Source organism: Xanthomonas bromi, assembly GCF_900092025.1.
In the GTDB taxonomy this organism is placed as follows: domain Bacteria; phylum Pseudomonadota; class Gammaproteobacteria; order Xanthomonadales; family Xanthomonadaceae; genus Xanthomonas; species Xanthomonas bromi.
Map to the genome: position 1 here is coordinate 48,694 of NZ_FLTX01000020.1, position 19,211 is coordinate 67,904.

The window sequence follows — 19,211 nt, forward strand, 5'->3', positions numbered from 1 at the left end:
CGCGCTTGCATCCAGCGGCTGCAAGGTGCGGGCTGGCGTCGGCCACTCAGCTGCCCAATGCGTCCGGCAGCAAGGCGTCGACGAAAGCGACCGGGTCGAACACGCGCAGATCTTCCGGGCGTTCGCCGATGCCGGCAAACCGGATCGGAATATTGAATTCGCGCGCCAATGCGAACACCACGCCACCCTTGGCGGTGCCATCGAGCTTGGTCACGACCAGACCGGTGACGCCGACTGCCGCATGGAACTGACGCAACTGCGAGATGGCGTTCTGGCCGGTGGTGCCGTCGATCACCATCAACACTTCGTGCGGCGCGGCGGCGTCGATCTTGCCGAGCACACGGCGGATCTTGCCCAGCTCGTTCATCAGGCCGGTCTGGGTGTGCAGGCGGCCGGCGGTGTCGGCGATCAACACATCCGTACCGCGCGCCTTGGCGGCCTGCAGCGCGTCGAACGCCACCGAGGCGGCATCGGCATTCTGCCCCTGCGCGATCACGGCCACGCCGTTGCGGTCGCCCCAGGCCTGCAGCTGTGCCACCGCAGCGGCGCGGAAGGTGTCGCCGGCGGCCAGCATCAGGCTGTTGCCGTCGTCCTTGAAGCGCTTGGCCAGCTTGCCGATGGTGGTGGTCTTGCCGACGCCGTTGACGCCGACGGTGAGTACCACGAACGGTTTGACCGAGCGGTCGATGACCAGCGGTTTGGACACCGGCTGCAGCAACGCGATGAGATCGGCACGCAGGGCCTTGAACATGGCCTGTGCGTCGATGAATTCGCGCGACTTCATGCGCTTGCGCAGGCCTTCGATCAGCGCGGTGGTGGCGCCAATGCCGACGTCGGCGGTGATCAATGCGGTTTCGATTTCATCCAGCAGGTCGTCGTCGAGCTTGGGATTGCGCGAAAACAGGCCGCCGAAGCTGCGTGCGAAGGTGCTGTTGCGCAGCCGCTCGCGCCAGCCGGGCTTGCCTGCCGGCGCAGCCGGTAGCGCGTCGTACTGGCCGACGATGCCAGCGCTGTCCTGCGCGCTCGGCAGAGGCGCACTGACGATAGCGGGCACGGTGACCGTCGGCGCGGCGCTTGCCGGGGCAGCGCTGTCTGGAGCTGCCCCGGCCGGTGCAGCGACCGATGCAGGCGGTGCGTCTGGCGGCGCGACGACCGGCGGTGCGACCACGGCAGGAGCCGCGCTCTGCGATGGCATGAGCGGCTGTGCGGGCGCCGGGGCTGACGGTGTTGGCGTAGTCTGCGGCTGCGCCACGACCGGCGTCACCACCCCGGTGCCCGGTGTGCCTGGCGCGCTGGCGGGAATCGGGTCGGGCAGCGCCTGCAACGCCGTTGGCGCTGACGCTGCCGGGGTGGCAGGTGCGCTGGGGACGGCCGCAATACTCTGCGCTTGGCCGGTGCGTGCAGCGCTCTCCTGCGCAAGCTGCTCGGCTGGCGTGGCGGCAGTGGGCGGCGGTGTCGGCGCAGCGACCGGTGCGGGCGCCGCAGGTTCGGTGCGCGCCGGAGCAGGCGTGATTGGGGCGACAATCGGTGCTGCCGCGGTGTCTATCCCTGGCTCGGCCGTGGGCATCGTCTCGACCGGCGATGCCGGGGTGGCGGCAGACGGCGCGGTGGGAAATGCGGCTGCCAGTTCTTCCAGGCTGTAACGCGAAGTGCGCGAGCTGTCGGGCGTGGTTGGCTTGTTGCGGCGAAAAAAGCTGGCCATTGGCAACGCAGTAGGGGAAACCCGAAATTCTATCATCCGGCCCCTTCGCTGCCTTGACGCGACCTTCAGCGCAGCGCGTCGAGCGAGCGCATCGCATGGCCCGCCGCGCCACGTGCATCGCAACGTGTCAGGGCGTGCCGATGCCCGATAAATCCTGCCGAATTCGGCATTTTCAGCAGCGATGTGTCAGCGCGAAATTCTGTGCTTATAACTGCCCTTTGAGCGCTCGGTAATCGCGTGGCGTCATGCCGACGGTGGCCTTGAACTGGCGCGCAAAGGCGCTCTGGTCGGCAAAGCCGCAGCGTTGCCCGATGCTGGCGATGCTGTCGTCACCGTACAGCAGCCGCATCGCCGATTCGATGCGCAACTTGGTCAGCAATTGCTGTGGGGTGACCTGGAACACGCGACGGAAATGCCGTTCCAACTGCGCCACCGACAGCCCGGCCAGGTCGGCCAGGCTCTGCACGCGCAGGTTGTCGCCGAAGTTGGCCTGCATGTGTTCCATCACCTGGCTCAGGCGTTCGTAAGCGGAGTGACGGCTGTCGGGCTGGCCCAGATCGCGCGAGATGCCAACCACGCCGATCACCTCATTTGCCTCGCACAGCGGGCGTTTGAAGGTCAGGCACCAGCCGGGCAGGCGGTTGGGATACAGATGCACTTCGAGCTGGTTGTCGATGAGCTCGCCACATAGCACGCGGCGGTCCTGCATCATGTAACTGCCGCCAAGCGGCAATGGGAAGACCTCCAGCGGCGAGCGGCCGATGATCTCGCTGCGCAGCTTGCGCCCCAGCCGGCGCACCAGGGTCAGGTTGCAATGGGTGTAGCGGCCTTCGCTGTCCTTGATGAAGAACACCACGTCCGGCAGCGCATCGAACAGCGTCTGCATTTCCAGGGCGGGCAGGTTGAGGTCCATCAGGGTCATGGTAGCGGTCACGATTAGACGGTTGCACGACGGTGCAGCCCAGCAATGATCCTAGCTTAAACGCGCGGCTGTGATTCGGGTTGACGATTGTGCGGATTTCCGCATTTTCACTTCGCATTGGACGCTAGTCGTGCGCAGGCCGGCAGTGGGAGCATGCGACATGCACACCATCGACGTCATCGACTCCCATACGGCCGGCGAGCCGACCCGCGTCGTCCTGTCCGGTTTTCCCGAGCTGGGCGATGGCGACCTGGCGCACTGCCGCGAGCGCTTTCGCAGCGAGTTCGACCACTGGCGCAGCGCCATCGCCTGCGAACCGCGTGGGTCGGACACCATGGTGGGCGCCCTGTTGCTGCCAGCGCGCGACCCGAGCGCCTGTACCGGGGTGATCTTCTTCAATAACGTCGGCTACCTGGGCATGTGCGGGCACGGCACCATCGGGGTGGTACGTACGCTGGCCGAGCTGGGGCGCATCGCGCCGGGCCAGCACCGTATCGAGACTCCGGTCGGCACCGTGGGTGTGGCGCTGGCCGACGACGGCACGGTGTCGATCGACAACGTCGAGAGTTATCGCGCCGCTGCCGGCGTGGAAGTGGACGTGCCGGGCTATGGACGAGTGCGCGGCGATGTGGCCTGGGGCGGCAATTGGTTCTTCATCACCGAGCAAGCGCCGTGTGCGCTGGATCTGGCGCATCAGCGCGAGCTGACGGCCTACACCGAGGCGATCCGGCTGGCCCTGGAAGCGGCGGGTATCACCGGCGAGGCCGGTGGCGAGATCGACCATATCGAAGTCAATGGCGCTGCGCCCGACGGTAGCGGCGTGGCGCGCAATTTCGTGCTGTGCCCTGGGCTGGCCTACGACCGCTCGCCGTGCGGCACCGGCACCAGCGCCAAGCTGGCCTGCCTGGCGGCCGACGGCAAGCTGGCTGAAGGCGAGCGCTGGGTGCAGCAAGGCATCCTGGGCAGCGCCTTCGAGGGCAGTTATCGGCTGAGCGGGCGCGGCATTGCACCGCGCATCAGCGGGCAGGCGTCTATCACGGCGCGCTCGCAACTGGTGATCGACCCGGCCGATCCGTTCGCCTGGGGCATCGTGGCCTGATGGAATCCCAGCGGCCCGCGCCGATGGTTGCGTCGGCCACGCCGTCGGCCGCTGCGATGCCTGCGGCGATGGCCAGGACATCTGCACCGATGCCCGCGTCGGCATCGGCGCCTGGATTGGCTGCCGCATCCAAATCCGTAGTGTCCGCTCCCTCTGCGCGGCGCAGTTACGACCTGATCGTGATCGGCGCCGGCATCGTCGGCGCGGCCTGTGCCGAAGCCGCGGCGGGCGAGGGCCTACGCGTGGCGATCGTCGAGCCGGGGCCGATCGGCGGCGGCTCCACCGCAGCGGCGATGGGACATCTGGTCGCGATGGACGACGACCCGGCCGAGCTGGCGTTATCGGCGTATTCGCTGCGGCTGTGGGAGCGCTTCGCCACGCTGAGCGAAGCCGAATTCAGCCGCTGCGGCACGCTGTGGGTGGCCCGCGACGCGCGCGAGCTGGCGGCGGTGCCGGCCAAGATCGCGCGGTTGGCCGCTGCCGGTCTGCATGCCGACGCGATCGATGCACCGCAACTGTACGCGCTGGAACCACAGCTGATGCCCGGGCTGGCTGGTGGCATGCGCGTGCCCGATGAAGCGGTGGTGTATCCGCCGCGGGTGGCACGGCACCTGGTGAGCCTGGCCTGCAAGTCTGGCGCGCGTCTGTTTGCAGGCCGCCGCGTGGCGCAGCTGCAGGAACAGGCGGTGCGTCTGGACGATGGGCAGGTGCTCTCGGGGCCGGTGCTGGTGGCCAGCGGTGTGGCGTTGCCGCAGTTGCTGCCCGAACTGGCATTGCGCCCGCGCAAGGGCCACTTGGTCATCACCGACCGGCATCCGGGGTTGATCCGGCATCAGTTGCTGGAACTGGGCTATGCGGATTCGGCACATGGGGCCGAGGACACCAGCGTGGCCTTCAATGTACAGCCGCGGCCAACCGGGCAGATTCTGATCGGCTCGTCGCGGCAGTTCGGCGAGCACGACCGCGTATCGTCGCTTCCGGTGCTGCAGCAGATGTTGCAGCGCGCGTTCGCGTACCTGCCGGTGCTGCGCGAGCTGCAGGCCATTCGCGTGTGGACAGGCCTGCGTCCAACCACGCCGGACGGGCGCCCGTATCTGGGGGCGGTGCCGGGCCGGCGCGATGTATGGGTGGCGGCAGGGCACGAGGGGCTGGGTGTCACCACGGCGCTGGGGAGCGCACGGGTGATCGTGGATAGCCTGCTCGGGCGCACCCCGGCCATCGATCCGACGCCGTACGCCCCGGCGCGTGCCGTGCAAGGTGCGCCCGCATGAGCGCGACGGTGCGTCTGCACGTAGATGCGCAGGTGGTCGAGGTGTCGGCCGGCGCCAGCGTAGCGGCGGCCGTGGCGCAGGCCACGCTGCAGTTCCGGCAGTCGAGCAGCGGGCAGGCGCGCGCGCCGTTGTGCGGGATGGGGGTGTGTTTCGAATGTCGCGTGCGCATCGATGGCATCGGACAGCAACGCGCATGCCTGGTGGACGCGCGCGATGGCATGCAGGTGCGCACCGATGGCTGAGCGTGTGCTGCATTTCGATGTGTTGGTGATCGGCGCCGGCCCGGCCGGGCTGGCGGCGGCGCAGGCCGCGGCCAGTCAGGGCGTGCGGGTGGGCGTGGTGGACATGCAGCCGCGTGCCGGCGGGCAGGTGTGGCGCAGCGATGTGCAACACGGTGCGCCGGCCGATGCGCGCGCACTGCTGCAGCAGGTGGCGGGTCATGCAGCGATCACCGTGCTGACACGCACGCAGATTCTGCTGGCGCAACCGGGCTGGCTCCTGGCCGATGGCCCGGACGGCACGCTGCAGCTGCATTACGCCGCGTTGGTGCTGGCCACCGGCGCGCGCGAATTGCTGCTGCCCTTCCCGGGATGGACCTTGCCTGGCGTCACCGGTGCCGGCGCGGCGCAGGCATTGGCCAAACAAGGCTGGCCGCTGGTTGGCAAGCGCGTGCTGGTGGCCGGCAGTGGCCCGTTGTTGCTGGCCAGTGCGGCGACGTTGCAACGGCATGGCGCGCGGGTGCTCGGCATCCACGAACAAACCTCGCCGGCCGCGTTGCGCCAGTTCGCGCTGCAACTGTGGCGCTGGCCGGGCAAGGCCGCACAAGCCGTGGCGTTGCGCCTGCAGTTGCATGCAGTGGCGTATCGCGCCGGCAGTATGGTGATTGCCGCGCATGGCGACACGCAGCTGCGCGAAGTCGAACTCGAAGGACCCACCGGCCGCACGCGGATTGCCTGCGATCAACTGGCGGTGGGCTATGGCCTGGTGCCCAACACCGAGCTTGCGCAATTGCTGGGTTGCCAGTTGCAGGCATACGGTGCGCACCAGCAGGTGAAGGTGGATGCGCTGTTGCGCACCAGCGTTACCCAGATATTTGCCGCCGGCGAAGCCTGCGGCATCGGCGGGCGTGATTGCGCCCTGATCGAAGGTGCCATGGCCGGGCATATGGCCGCCGATGCGCCGGACGCGGCGCTGCGCCTGCACCCACGGCGTCACGCCGCACGTGCGTTTGCCGCGCTGCTGCTGCAGCACTTTGCGCTAGATCCACGCATCCGCACGCTGGCGCAGCCGGACACGCTGATCTGCCGCTGCGAAGACGTACCGCTGGGCGCACTGGACAACTTCAGCGATGCACGCGACGCCAAGCTCGTGTCGCGCTGCGGCATGGGCGCCTGTCAGGGCCGCATCTGCGGCACTGCGCTGACCGAGTTGGGCCGTTGCCCGCCCGATCTTTCCACAGACGCCGGCCGCCGGCCGCCGTTGTTCCCGGTCCGCCTCGCGGCGCTGGCCGACTCGTTCACTTCCGACTCGCAAGGGAATCATCCATGAGTATTGCTGCGTTCTGGCACGGCGTGTTGCCGGCCATCACCACCCCGTTCACCGCCAACGGCGAGATCGACCACGACTTCCTCGGCAAGCACGCCAATCAGCTGGTGGATGCCGGTTGCACCGCGATCGTGCCGCTGGGTTCGTTGGGCGAAGCGGCCACCTTGAGCGTGGAAGACAAGCTGGCGGTCCTGCGCACCCTGGTCACCGCCTTGAACGGTCGCGTGCCGGTGGTGCCGGGCATCGCCAGCCTGGCGACCGGCGAAGCGGTCGCGCTGGCCAAGGCGGCAAAGGACATCGGTTGCGGCGGCTTGATGGTGCTGCCGCCCTACGTGTATTCCACCGACTGGCGCGAAATGGGCGCGCATGTGCGCGCGGTGATCGCCGCAACCGATCTGCCGGTGATCCTGTACAACAACCCGGTGGCCTACAAGACCGATTTCGGCCCGGCGCAGATCGCCGAGCTGGCCGCCGAATTCCCGAACCTGCAGGCAGTGAAGGAATCCTCCGGCGATGTGCGCCGCTTCGCCGCGCTGCAGGAATTGCTGGGGGAGCGCCTGGCGCTGCTGGTGGGCATGGACGACGCCATCGTCGAGGGCCTGAGCATGGGCGCCAAGGGCTGGATCGCCGGCCTGGTCAATGCCTACCCGAAAGAATCGGTGCGCCTGTTCGAACTGGCGCGCGACGGCGGCTACCCGGCGGCCAAGGAGCTGTATAACTGGTTCCTGCCGCTGCTGCGCCTGGATACCGTGCCCACCTTCGTGCAGCTGATCAAACTGGTGCAGGCGAAGGTGGGCATGGGCAGCGAGCAGGTGCGTGCGCCGCGGCTGGTCGTGGCCGGAGCCGAGCGCGATGCCGCGTTGAAGGTGATCGACCATGCCATCGCCACCGCGCCCAAGCTGTCTTGATGGCGCAATGACGCTGCCATCGCACGCTGCGCCTGCGGATGAGCGCAGCCTGCGGTGTGCGCGAATTCGCACCACGCGCCGTGCCTGCGCGTGGTGCGTTGCGTTGGCCGCTGTGGATGTGGCATCCAATGCTGCATCCTTATCGTTTTTTTGGTCGGCCGCTGGCGCACAGCGCGCAGGCACTGCATCCCTTTCACCGAAGGTGCCGTAATGAACGACACGAACCATTCCAGTGCACTGACCACTGCCGAGATCCTTCTGGGTGGCCAATGGCAACCCAGCCTTGCCGCCGCCGGCAGCTTCCGCGCCGCCAACCCGGCCACCGGCGAGCCGATCGGACCGCACTTTCCGATCAGTAGTGCGGACGATGTGGAGGCGGCAGTGGTTGCGGCCCAGGCAGTGGCAGCGGAACTCGCGGCTGCGCCGGTCGAGCGCATCGCTGCATTTCTGGAAGGCTACGCCGACGCGCTGGACGCCGATGCCGACACCCTGGTTGCATTGGCGCATGCCGAGACGGCGTTGCCGGCGCCCACGCGCTTGCGCGGCAACGAACTGCCGCGCACCAGCGGGCAATTGCGTCAGGCTGCACAGGCGGTGCGCAGCTACAGCTGGACCCATCCCATCATCGATAGCGCGGCCAATCTGCGTTCGCACCTGGCGCCGCTGGGCAAGCCGGTAGTGGTGTTCGGCCCGAACAATTTCCCGTTCGCGTTCAATGCGATTGCCGGCAGCGATTTCGCCTCGGCGATTGCCGCGCGCAACCCGGTCATCGCCAAAGCGCATCCGTTGCATCCGGCCACCAGCCAGCGCATGGCCGAACTCGCGCATCGCGCGCTGCTCGCGGCCGGTCTGCCTGCGGCGGCCGTGCAACTGCTGTATCACTTCGACAATGCCATCGGCGTGCGATTGGCCGGCGATGCGCGACTGGGCGCGATTGGCTTTACCGGCAGCCGTGCCGGTGGGCTGGCGCTGAAGGCCGCCGCAGATGCAGCGGGCGTGCCGTTCTATGCGGAGCTATCCAGCGTCAACCCGGTGTTCCTGTTGCCTGGCGCGCTGGCCGAACGCGGCGATGCGCTTGCGCAGGAATTCTTCGCGTCCTGCACGTTGGGGAGCGGGCAGTTCTGCACCAATCCCGGTGTGGTGGTGGTGCCGCACGGCGCAGCCGGCGACGCGTTCGTTGCAGCCACCAAGGCGCATTTCGAAGCGGCCATGCCGATGGTGCTGTTCTCCGCGTCCGGCGTACATGGCGTGCAGCGCGGGGTGGCGGATCTGCGTGCTGCCGGTGCCAGCATGCTGGCCGGCGGACACACCGGCGAGGACGGCTACCGCTATGCGCCGACCTTGTTGAGCGTGGATGCGCACGCGTTCATTGCCAACCCGCACGCCTTGCAGGCCGAAGCCTTCGGCCCGGTGAGCCTGCTGGTGCGTGCAGCCGATGTGGCGCAAATGGCACAGGCGGCTGCCGTGTTCGAAGGCAACCTCACCGGCACGCTGTACCGCGCCGCCGACGGCAGCGACGACGCGGCATGGCAGGCCATCGCCCCGGTGCTGCGCGCGCGGGTAGGGCGGCTGATCAACAGCAAGATGCCAACCGGCGTGGCAGTGAGCGCTGCGCAGAACCACGGTGGCCCGTTCCCGAGCACCGGGCATCCGGGCTTCACCGCCGTGGGCATGCCGGGTGCCATCCGCCGTTTTGCTGCCTTGCACAGCTACGACGCCGTGCCCGATACGTTGCTGCCTGCCGACCTGCGTGAACGCAATCCGGGGGGTGTGGCGCGGCTGGTCGATGGGCAATGGAGCACGGCCGATCTTGGAGCGGGTGCGTGAGCAGCCAGATCGGCGGGCTGTCGCTGGAGCAGGCCCGCGCGCAACTCGCGCCGTGGACGCAGCGCGCCGCGCCGATCGCCACGGACGAATACGAGCGTCGCATCGAGCGCGCACGCAGCCTGATGCGCGCACAGGGCGTGGATGCCGTGTTGATCGGCGCCGGCACGTCGCTGCGCTATTTCACCGGCGTGCCGTGGGGGGCGAGCGAGCGTCTGGTTGCACTGCTGCTGACCTCGAACGGCGACCCGGTGTTGATCTGTCCCGCGTTCGAAGAAGGCTCGCTGGATGCGGTGCTGAAGATTCCGGTGGCCAAATTCCTGTGGGAAGAACACGACGATCCGTATGCATTGGCGGTACAGGCCATGGACGAGCGCCATGCGCATGCCTTGGCACTGGACCCGGGCATTGCGTTCGCCGTGCACACCGGTCTGCGCGCGCATTGGGGCAGGGCGATTCGCGATGCCGGCTCGATCATCGATGGCTGTCGCATGTGCAAGTCGCCGGCCGAACTGGCATTGATGCAACAGGCCTGCGACATGACCTTGCTGGTGCAGCGGCTGGCCGCCGGCATCGCGCACGAGGGCATCGGCACCGATCAATTGGTGCGCTTCATCGATGAGGCGCATCGCGCGCTGGGCGCCGATAACGGTTCGACCTTCTGCATCGTGCAGTACGGCCACGCCACGGCGTTTCCGCATGGCATCCCGGGTGTGCAGCACCTGCGCGAAGGCGAACTGGTGCTGATCGATACCGGCTGCACCGTGCAGGGCTACCACTCCGATATCACCCGGACCTGGATCTACGGTGCCCCCAACGCTGCGCAGCAGCGCATCTGGGACCTGGAGCAGGCCGCGCAGGCGGCGGCATTTGCGGCGATTCGTCCTGGCGTGGCGTGCGAGGCGGTGGACCAGGCTGCACGCAAGGTGCTGGAAGCCGCCGGGCTCGGGCCCGACTATCGTCTGCCCGGGCTGCCGCATCGCACCGGCCACGGGTGCGGCTTGGCGATTCACGAGGCGCCGTATCTGGTACGCGGCAATCCACTGCCGCTGCAGCCGGGCATGTGCGCCAGCAACGAACCGATGATCGTGGTGCCGGCGCAATTCGGTGTGCGCCTGGAAGACCATTTCTCTGTCACCGACGCTGGCGCGCAGTGGTTCACGCCGCCGTCGCTGGCGATCGATCAACCGTTTGCGTGAGTTGCATTCAACACGCAGCGCAATGTGCGCGCAGCGCGTGATCTCCCTGGGAGCGCGCTCGCGCGAAGCGCTTAATCAATAACGCTACATCACATAAAAGCAGCCCTGCTGTACACGTTTTAGGATTGGTCGTCATTATTGGAGCGAATGCATGAAGCACCTGCGTCCTGTCGCCATCGGTCTGCTTGCAGCCGCGTTGTTCACCGCCTGCAAGCCGGCACCGCCCGCACCGCAGCAGGCGGCCACGCCGACCTCTGCCACAACCAGCGAACAGGCTGCCAAGGCCTTCGATGCGCTGCTGGACAAGCAGTGGCAATACCAGCTGCAGCACAACCCGGAGTTCGCCAGCATCATCGGCGACAAGCGTTACAACGACCGCTGGAGCGATTATTCGCTTGCGGCCGTGCACGCAGAGCGCGCTGCAACCGCCGACCTGCTTGAGCAGTTCCAAGCGGTGGATGCCAAGGCACTGGACGAGCAGCGCCAACTCAGCCTGCAGATGATGCTGGGCCAGCTGCGCGACAAGCTGGAGGGCCTCGACCTCAAGACCTATGCGATGCCGCTGGAGCCGATCGGTGGTATCCAGCTGGCGTTGGCCGGGTATGGCGATGCGTTTCCGTTCGAAGACGCCAAGGATTACCAGGACTACATCGCACGACTGCAGGCCATTCCGACCGTGATCGAGCAGGTCATCGCGGTGTCGCGCCAGGGGGCGAAGGATGGCCTGACCCAACCGCGTTATCTGCTGAAACGCCTGCCCGGGCAGATCGACAAGATCGCCGCGCTCAGCGGCGAGCAGAGCCCCTTCGCCTCGCCATTGAAAAAGCTCGATGCCGCCGTGCCGGCCGATCAGCGCGACGCGTTGCGCAAACAATTGCTGGCAGCGATCGATCAGCAGGTGCGCCCGGCCTACGGCAAGCTGGCCGCGTTCGTGCGCGACGAATACGCCGCGCAGGGACGCGCCCAGGAAGGCGTGTGGTCGCTGCCCGATGGCGAGCACCGTTATCGCTATGCCATCCACATGCAGACCACCACCGACATGGCGCCGGAGGACATCCACCAGATCGGTTTGAAGGAGGTGGCGCGTATCGAAGACGAGATGACGGTGATCGCCAAGGCGCAGGGGTTTGCCGATCTGGCCAGCTTCCGCAAGGCGGTGGAGACCGACAAGCGCCACTTCGCCATCTCGGGCGAGCAGATTCTGCAGCAGTACCGCCAGTACATCGCCGCAATGGAGCCGGAGTTGCCCAAGCTGTTCGGGCATCTTCCCAAGACGCCGCTGGAGGTGCAGGCGATGCCGGCGTTCCGGAGTGCCGCGCCGGGCGCCGAATACTGGCAAAGCAACCCGAAAGGCACCAAGCCGGCGATCGTGAAGGTCAACACCAGCGACTTCGCCAGCCGCACGCTGATCAATATCGAAACCACCGCCTATCACGAAGGCGTGCCGGGACACCATCTGCAGATCTCGCTTGCGCAGACGCTGCCGTTACCGCCGTTCCGCCAGCAGGCCGGCTACAACGCCTATATCGAAGGCTGGGCGCTGTATGCCGAGCGCCTGGGCAAGGAGATCGGCTTCTTCAAGGACCCGTACAACGATTACGGCCGGCTGTCCGGCGAGCTGTTGCGCGCCAACCGCCTGGTGCTGGATACCGGCGTGCACTACAAGCGCTGGAACCGGCAGCAGATGGTGGATTTCTTCCACGCCCATCCGTCCGACGACGAACCCAGTATCCAGTCCGAAACCGACCGCTACATCGTGTGGCCGGGCCAGGCGCTGGGTTATAAGCTCGGCGAGTTGCAAATCCTGGCGCTGCGTGCCGAAGCCGAGAAAGAGCTGGGCGACCGTTTCGATGTGCGCGCCTTCCACGATGCGGTGCTGGGCGGTGGTGCAATGCCGCTGGCGATGCTGCAACAACGCGTGCGGCAGTGGATTGCGCAAACCAAGACGAGACCGGAGGCACATCAATGAACACCGGCAGCGCGTTACGCGCGAGCGCATTGAGTTTCTTGATCGCAGCCAGCCTGAGCGGTCTTGCCCTGCCTGTACAGGCGGCCGACGCTGCTGCGGCGGCCACGCAGAACACCGCGGCAGCACGCTTCAAGGCCTTGTACACGCGCGAATGGCGCTGGCGCCAGGCGCAGCTGTCCGGCGCGGTGGACGAAGACAACCAGGCCACGCAGGAGCAACAGGCCGACCATCTGCCCAAGGTCGATGTCGCCACGCAGAACCTGCGCACCGCTTACTGGCAACAGGCGTTGAAGGACCTGGATGCCATCCCGCAGGCGCAGTTGTCGGCCGAGGATCAGGTGAGTTATCAGGTGTACCGGCAGCAGTTGCTGGTGCTGCTGGATCAGCAGCGTTTTCGCGCCTGGGAAATGCCGTTCAACAGCGACTCGGCGTTCTGGAGCGATCTGGGATTCAGCGCCGACGCCAAGCCGCGCACGCGCGAGGACTACCAGCGTTATCTGAAGCTGTTGGCTGACATCCCGCGCTATTTCGCCGAGCACACCGACAATATGCGCGCCGGACTGGCGCGTGGTTTCAGCCAACCCAAGGTCACCTTGACCGGTCGCGACCAATCCATCGCCGATGTGGCGCAAGCCAAGGGCGAGTCCAATCCGTTCTACGCGCCGTTCAAGCAGATGCCCGCAACGTTGCCGGCCGATGTGCAGGCGCAACTGCGCAAGCAGGCGGTCAAGACCATCGAGACGCAGGTGCTGCCGGCGTACGCCAAGCTGCTGGACTTCATCCGCAACGACTACCAGCCGCATGCGCGCACCACGCTGGCCGCCGAAGCCTTGCCGGACGGGCAGGCGTATTACCGCGCGCAGATTCGCGAATTCACCACGCTGGAGTTGAGCCCCGATCAGATCCATCAGATCGGCTTGCAGGAAGTAGCCAAGCTGCGCACGCAGATGGACCAGACCATCGCTGCCAGCGGCTTCAAACCGCCGGCCGGGCAGGCGGTGTTTCCGGCATTTCTGCATTTCCTGCGCACCGACCCGCAGTTCTACGCAAAAACGCCGGAAGAGCTGCTCAAGCAGGCAGCGTGGATCGCCAAGCGCGTGGACGCCAAGGTAGGCGATTACATCGGCCGCTTGCCACGTCGCCGTTTTGCGATCGAGCCGGTGCCGCCGGAGCTGGCGCCGTTCTACACAGGAGGCCGTGGCGGCCCGGGCATCTATCTGGTCAACACCTACAACCTGCCATCGCGGCCGTTGTACAACCTGACCGCGCTGACCCTGCACGAGTCCTCGCCAGGCCACGCGCTGCAGATGCCGCTTGCGGCAGAGGCGCAAGGGCTGCCGGAGTTCCGCCGCTACAGCTTCATTTCCGCCTACGGCGAAGGTTGGGCGGTGTATTCGGAGTATCTGGGCCAGGAAATGGGCCTGTACGACACGCCCTACGACCGCTTCGGGTACCTGACCTACCAGATGTGGCGTGCCTGCCGCCTGGTGATCGACACCGGCATCCACCACAAGGGCTGGACGCGCGAGCAGGCACAGGCCTACCTGCGCGACAACACCGCGCTGAGCGAGCACGAAATCACGACCGAAGTGGACCGCTATATCGCCTGGCCGGGGCAGGCACTGTCGTACTACCTGGGCGAGTTGAAGATGCTTGAGCTCCGCCACAAGGCGGAAGCCGCACTGGGCGAGATGTTCGACCTGCGCAACTTCCACGATGCGGTGCTGCAGACCGGCTCGGTGCCGTTGCCGGTGCTGGAAGCACGCATCGACCGCTTCATCGCCGACGGTGGCGCGTCGCCGTATCCCAAGGACGCTGCAGACGCATCGGCAGAAGCCAAGGCGTCTGCCAGCGACTGATACGTACATGCACGTCATGGTTTCACTGCAGTAACCGCGCTTTCCACACTTCGGGGCGACCTATGACCGCACACGCTGCGACCACGCAAGGCAAGTTCCACAAGCGGCTCAGCCTGACCGACCTGACGTTTATCGGGCTGGGTTCGATCTTCGGCTCAGGGTGGTTGTTTTCGGCCAGCCACGTATCCTCGATCGCGGGGCCGGCCGGCATCGTGTCGTGGATTCTGGGTGGCATCGCGGTGCTGCTGCTTGGGCTGGTGTATTGCGAACTCGGTGCGGCGTTGCCGCGGGCGGGCGGGGTGGTGCGCTACCCGGAGTATTCGCATGGTGCCTTGCTCGGTTCGTTGACCGGCTTCATCACCCTGATCGCGTTTTCCAGCTTGATCGCCATCGAAGTGGAAGCCGCACGGCAATATGCGGCGGCGTGGTTCCCGTGGCTGAGCCAGCCGAACAGCACGCACCCCAGCATCTGGGGCTGGCTGGTGCAGCTGGCCTTGCTGGTGCTGTTTTTCCTGCTCAACTATTTCAGCGTCAAGACCTTTGCGTTGGCCAACAACATCATCAGCGTCTTCAAGTTTCTGGTGCCGATCCTGGTGATCGTGTTGCTGATGAAGCACTTCAATACAGGCAATCTGAGCGTGCACGGGTTCGCACCCTCGGGCATGGCCGGTGTAGAAGCGGCGATCTCGGCCGGCGGCATCATCTTTGCGTATCTGGGGTTGACCCCGATCGTGTCGGTGGCCAGCGAGGTGCGCGACCCACAGCGCAATATTCCGATTGCGCTGATCCTGTCGGTGGCGCTGTCCACGGTGATTTATGTGCTGCTGCAGCTGGCGTTTCTGGGCAGCATTCCGGCCGCGCAGCTGGCACAAGGCTGGGCCGGCATCGACAAGGCGTTCTCGCTGCCGTACCACGATATCGCGCTGGCGCTGGGCATGGCATGGCTGGCCGCGCTGGTGATCTGCGATGCGATGGTGTCGCCCAGCGGCACCGGCAATATCTACATGAATGCCACGCCGCGCGTGGTGTATGGCTGGGCGCGGAGCGGCGGGTTCTTGCCGGTGCTGACACGGGTGGATCCGGTGTCGGGCATCCCGCGTCCCGCGTTGTGGCTGAGCCTGGGGTTGTCGATCTTCTGGACGCTGCCGTTTCCGTCGTGGGAGACGCTGATCGGCGTGGTATCGGCGGCCCTGGTGCTGAGCTATGCGGTGGCGCCAGTGGCGGTGGCCGCACTGCGCCGCAGTGCGCCGGACTTGCCTCGGCCGTTCTATGTGCGCGGTCTCACGGTGCTGGGGCCGCTGTCGTTCATGGTCGCAGCGTTGATCGTGTACTGGTCGACCTGGCCGACCTTGTCGTGGTTGCTGGGTCTGCAAGTGCTGGCCTTTGTGCTTTACGTGTTGTATCGGTTGCCATCGCGCGAGGGCAGGTCCCACCTGCTGCGGCAGGTGCGCGCCTCGTTGTGGTTGATCGTGTTCTTCGTGCTGGTGATGCTGGTGTCGTGGGCCGGCACCTTCGGCGGGCATGGCTGGATCGTGCACCCGTTCGATACGCTGAGCGTGGCGGTGATTGCGTTCTTCATTTACCACTGGGGCGCACGCAGCGGTTTGCGTAGCGACGAGCTTGCGCTAGAGGAGGACGATGGCGAGTGATGCGGGCCGCAGCGCAGTGGGTTTGCGTGGGTGGTGTGCGCTGGCCGCGTGCGCGATGGTGGTGTCGGGTGCTGTGCAGGCTGCGCACAGCGTTGCCGACTACCAACGCTCGCTGGGTCTGCGCGAGCAGTGGATCACGCTGACGGAGAATGTCGCCTGGCCAGCGCAATGGCAGGACAACGGCAGGTTCCACTACCGCAAGACGGTCCCCGGTGGCTTCGCATTCGTCAGTGCCGATGTGGCCACGTTGCAGAAGCAGCCTGCCTTCGATCAGACGCGCGTGGCCCAGGGCTTGCGTGCGGCCACCGGGAAAACCTATGCGCCCCTGCGTCTGCCGTTCGAGCGGTTTTCGTTCTCGACCGAGGGCGCACGCAGCGATGGCGCCATCGTCTTTGTGCTCGAAGACAACGCATGGCGTTGCACGCTGACGACCTATCGTTGTGCACCTGATATGCGACCGCAGGCATCCTCGCGTCCACGCGGTTTCGGCGTGGTGCGCGACCCGCTGGTGCCGGCCGATCCCACGCCGCGTCGCTCGCCGGATGCCCGGTGGGAGGTGCTGGCCGACGGCTGGAACCTTGTGCTGCGTCGTGTCGCCGATGGTCGGGTGACCCGGCTCAGCAGCGACGGCCGTGCCGACGATTACTTCGACCTGGAGAGTGTCGCCTGGTCGCCGGATTCGCAGCAGCTGGCGGTGTATCGGGTGCGTCCCGGGCTGGCCCGCCGCGTCACCCGCGTGGAGGCCGCGCCTGCCGGTGGCGGACAACCGGTGGTGCACACCCAGCTGTATCCCAAGCCGGGCGATGCGGTGGATGTGGAGCGGCCGGTGCTGTTCGCGCTGGACGGCACGCGTCGCGACGTGGACACCGCATTGTTCGACAACCCGTATTCGCTGTCGCCGCTGCAATGGCGCAACGATGGCAGCAGTGTGGCATTCGAGTACGTGCAACGCGGCTTCCAGCGGATGCGCGTGATTGCGGTGGATGCCCGCACCGCCCGCGCGCATGTGGCCGTTGGCGAAGACACGCGCACGTTCGTGTATGCCGACCGCAGCTTTCGCCACGACGTGGATGGGCGCGGCGATGCAGTGTTGTGGATTTCCGAACGCGACGGCTGGCGGCATCTATACCTGTTCGATGGCCGCAGCGGCAAGGTGAAACGCCAGCTCACCCGCGGGCCATGGGTGGTGCGCGATGTACTGAAGGTCGACGATGCACAGCGCCGCATCTGGTTCACCGCCAGCGGCATGGATGCGGGTAAAGACCCGTATTACCGGCAGCTCTACAGCGTGGATTTCGACGGCCGCCAGTTGACCCGTTTGACCCAGGCCGACGCCGACCACGATGTGGCGATTGCCGAGGATGGACTGCATTACGTCGATGTCTATTCGCGTCCGGATCTGCCGCCGGTGATGGAACTGCACGCCATCGATGGGCAGCTGTTGCACACCGTGGAGCGCGGCAATATCGCCAAGCTGCAGGCCGCCGGCTGGCGCGCGCCGGAGACCTTCGTCGCCAAGGGCCGCGATGGCAGCACCGACATCTGGGGCATGGTGGTGCGACCGCGCGATTACGACCCGCGCAAACGCTACCCGGTGATCGAAAACATCTACGCCGGGCCGCACGACGCGTTCGTGCCCAAGACGTTCTGGCCGTTCGGTTATCACTCCGGCGGCGACAAGCAGATCGGCATGCAGGCGCAGGCCGATCTGGGCTTCATCGTGGTGATGATCGATGGCATGGGGACTGCCAATCGCTCCAAGGCGTTTCACGACGTGGCGTGGAAAAACCTGGGCGATTCCGGGTTCCCCGACCGCATTGCCTGGCATCGCGCACTGGCGGCCAAGGATCCGTCTTACGACATCAGTCGCGTCGGTATCTACGGTGCGTCGGCGGGCGGACAGAGCACGCTGGGCGCGCTGGAACGTCATCCGGAGTTTTACAAGGTGGGCGTGGCGTTCGCGGGCTGCTACGACAACCGCATGGACAAGATCAGCTGGAACGAGCAGTGGATGGGCTGGCCAGTGGATGCCAGCTATGCCGATGCGTCTGGCGCGGTCAATGCAAGCAAGCTGCAAGGCGACCTGCTGCTGATCGTCGGCGAGCAGGACAGCAATGTGGATCCGGCCTCCACCGCCCAAGTGGTCGATGCCTTGATCAAGTCGGGCAAAGAGTTCGATCTGCTCAACGTGCCGGGTGGCGAGCATTCGGTTGGCCGCTCCAGCGGGCCGATCGATTACGTGCAACGCCGCCAGTACGATTTCTTCGTGCGCCACCTGCGCAACGAACCCACACCGCACTGGAATTCCCTGCCATCGGAGGCGCCATGATGCGTTTGTTGTCTCGATGCAAGGCACAGCGTCGCCGCAGGGTTGCTGGTCTGCTGTGGTCACTGGTGTTGCTGACGGGCAGCGTGCCGCTACTCGCCACGGCAGAAGAACTGCCGCGGTTCGTCACCAGAGACGGCCGCCATGCGGTGTTTGTCGATGGCGCGCCCTATACGATCCTGGCCGCGCAGCTGCACAACTCCAGCGCATGGCCGGCGGTGTTGCCGCAAGCCCTGGACGAGGTGGTGGCGCTGCATGCCAATACAGTAGAGGCGCCGGTCTATTGGGAGCAGTTCGAGCCGGTGCAGGGTCGCTTCGATACCACCAATGTCGACGCGCTGATTGCCGGCGCCCGCAAGCGTGGCCTGCGTGTGGCCTTGCTGTGGTTTGGGAGCTGGAAGAACGGCCAGATGCATTACGTGCCGGAATGGATCAAGCGCGACGAAGCGACGTACCCGCGCATGCGCGATGCCAACGGCGAGCCGGTGGATGTCTTGTCGCCACATGTGGCCGCCAACGTGCAGGCCGATGTGCGCGCGTTCACCGCGTTGATGCAGCACCTGCGCAAGGTGGATGGCGACCGCCACACGGTGATCCTGATGCAGGTGGAAAACGAGCCGGGCGCCATCGGCACGGTGCGCGACCACGGTCCTGCCGGCGAGGCGGCATTCGCTCAACCGGTACCGGCCGAGATTGCGCGCGCGCTCGGCAAACCGCAGGGCAGCTGGCAGCAACTGTTCGGTGCCGAAGCGGCCGAGGCCTTCAATGCGCACGCCACCGCCGCGTATATCGAACAGGTGGCCGCCGCCGGCAAGCGTGTGTATCCGCTGCCGCTCTACGTCAACACCTGGCTGCGCTACAAGGGCAAGCGCTATCCGGGCATGGACTACCCATCCGGCGGCGCCACGGTGAATGTGTTCGCACTGTGGCGCGCGGCC

Annotated in this window: 14 protein-coding genes; 12 read left to right on the plus strand and 2 right to left on the minus strand. The window is 66.4% G+C overall.

What is annotated here, in order from left to right:
- Nucleotides 1-46: 46 nt before the first annotated feature.
- Nucleotides 47-1,702, minus strand: coding sequence for a signal recognition particle-docking protein FtsY (gene ftsY / locus XBLMG947_RS07290; RefSeq protein ID WP_065467300.1), 1,656 nt, complete (start codon nucleotides 1,700-1,702; stop codon nucleotides 47-49).
- Nucleotides 1,703-1,907: 205 nt separating this feature from the next.
- On the minus strand, nucleotides 1,908-2,624 hold the full coding sequence (locus tag XBLMG947_RS07295) for an AraC family transcriptional regulator (protein ID WP_007965956.1): 717 nt from the start codon (nucleotides 2,622-2,624) through the stop codon (nucleotides 1,908-1,910).
- Between the two features lie 160 nt (nucleotides 2,625-2,784).
- Here XBLMG947_RS07295 and XBLMG947_RS07300 point away from each other — a divergent pair, with 160 nt between their 5' ends.
- From XBLMG947_RS07300 to XBLMG947_RS07355, 12 genes are all read left to right on the plus strand, one after another.
- Entirely contained in the window at nucleotides 2,785-3,723 is a 939-nt protein-coding gene (locus XBLMG947_RS07300) for a proline racemase family protein (RefSeq protein ID WP_065467302.1), read from the plus strand.
- Nucleotides 3,724-3,812: 89 nt separating this feature from the next.
- Nucleotides 3,813-4,994, plus strand: a complete 1,182-nt coding sequence (locus tag XBLMG947_RS07305) for an NAD(P)/FAD-dependent oxidoreductase (protein ID WP_083992933.1) — start codon at nucleotides 3,813-3,815, stop codon at nucleotides 4,992-4,994.
- A complete protein-coding gene (locus XBLMG947_RS07310) occupies nucleotides 4,991-5,236 on the plus strand; it encodes a 2Fe-2S iron-sulfur cluster-binding protein (RefSeq protein ID WP_065467306.1) in 246 nt (81 codons plus the stop codon). Before XBLMG947_RS07305 ends, XBLMG947_RS07310 begins: the two co-directional genes overlap by 4 nt.
- Nucleotides 5,229-6,542, plus strand: coding sequence for an NAD(P)/FAD-dependent oxidoreductase (locus tag XBLMG947_RS07315; protein WP_181093260.1), 1,314 nt, complete (start codon nucleotides 5,229-5,231; stop codon nucleotides 6,540-6,542). The genes XBLMG947_RS07310 and XBLMG947_RS07315 overlap by 8 nt, the downstream gene beginning before the upstream one ends.
- Nucleotides 6,539-7,447, plus strand: a complete 909-nt coding sequence (locus XBLMG947_RS07320) for a dihydrodipicolinate synthase family protein (RefSeq protein ID WP_065467310.1) — start codon at nucleotides 6,539-6,541, stop codon at nucleotides 7,445-7,447. Before XBLMG947_RS07315 ends, XBLMG947_RS07320 begins: the two co-directional genes overlap by 4 nt.
- Nucleotides 7,448-7,657: 210 nt before the next feature.
- Nucleotides 7,658-9,274 carry an aldehyde dehydrogenase family protein gene (locus XBLMG947_RS07325; RefSeq protein ID WP_065467312.1) on the plus strand — a complete coding sequence of 539 codons (1,617 nt, stop codon included), beginning with the start codon at nucleotides 7,658-7,660 and terminating at the stop codon, nucleotides 9,272-9,274.
- Entirely contained in the window at nucleotides 9,271-10,470 is a 1,200-nt protein-coding gene (locus tag XBLMG947_RS07330; protein ID WP_065467314.1) for a M24 family metallopeptidase, read from the plus strand. Before XBLMG947_RS07325 ends, XBLMG947_RS07330 begins: the two co-directional genes overlap by 4 nt.
- A gap of 151 nt (nucleotides 10,471-10,621) precedes the next feature.
- Entirely contained in the window at nucleotides 10,622-12,439 is a 1,818-nt protein-coding gene (locus XBLMG947_RS07335; protein WP_065467316.1) for a DUF885 domain-containing protein, read from the plus strand.
- Nucleotides 12,436-14,298, plus strand: coding sequence for a DUF885 domain-containing protein (locus XBLMG947_RS07340; RefSeq protein ID WP_065467318.1), 1,863 nt, complete (start codon nucleotides 12,436-12,438; stop codon nucleotides 14,296-14,298). Before XBLMG947_RS07335 ends, XBLMG947_RS07340 begins: the two co-directional genes overlap by 4 nt.
- A 62-nt stretch (nucleotides 14,299-14,360) precedes the next feature.
- Nucleotides 14,361-15,947: an APC family permease gene (locus XBLMG947_RS07345; RefSeq protein WP_065467319.1), complete on the plus strand. Its 1,587-nt coding sequence runs from the start codon at nucleotides 14,361-14,363 to the stop codon at nucleotides 15,945-15,947.
- A complete protein-coding gene (locus XBLMG947_RS07350) occupies nucleotides 15,937-18,276 on the plus strand; it encodes a S9 family peptidase (RefSeq protein ID WP_065467320.1) in 2,340 nt (779 codons plus the stop codon). The genes XBLMG947_RS07345 and XBLMG947_RS07350 overlap by 11 nt, the downstream gene beginning before the upstream one ends.
- Nucleotides 18,276-19,211: beta-galactosidase (locus XBLMG947_RS07355; protein WP_209437467.1), on the plus strand; the 936-nt coding region annotated here is incomplete at its 3' end. The genes XBLMG947_RS07350 and XBLMG947_RS07355, both read left to right, overlap by 1 nt.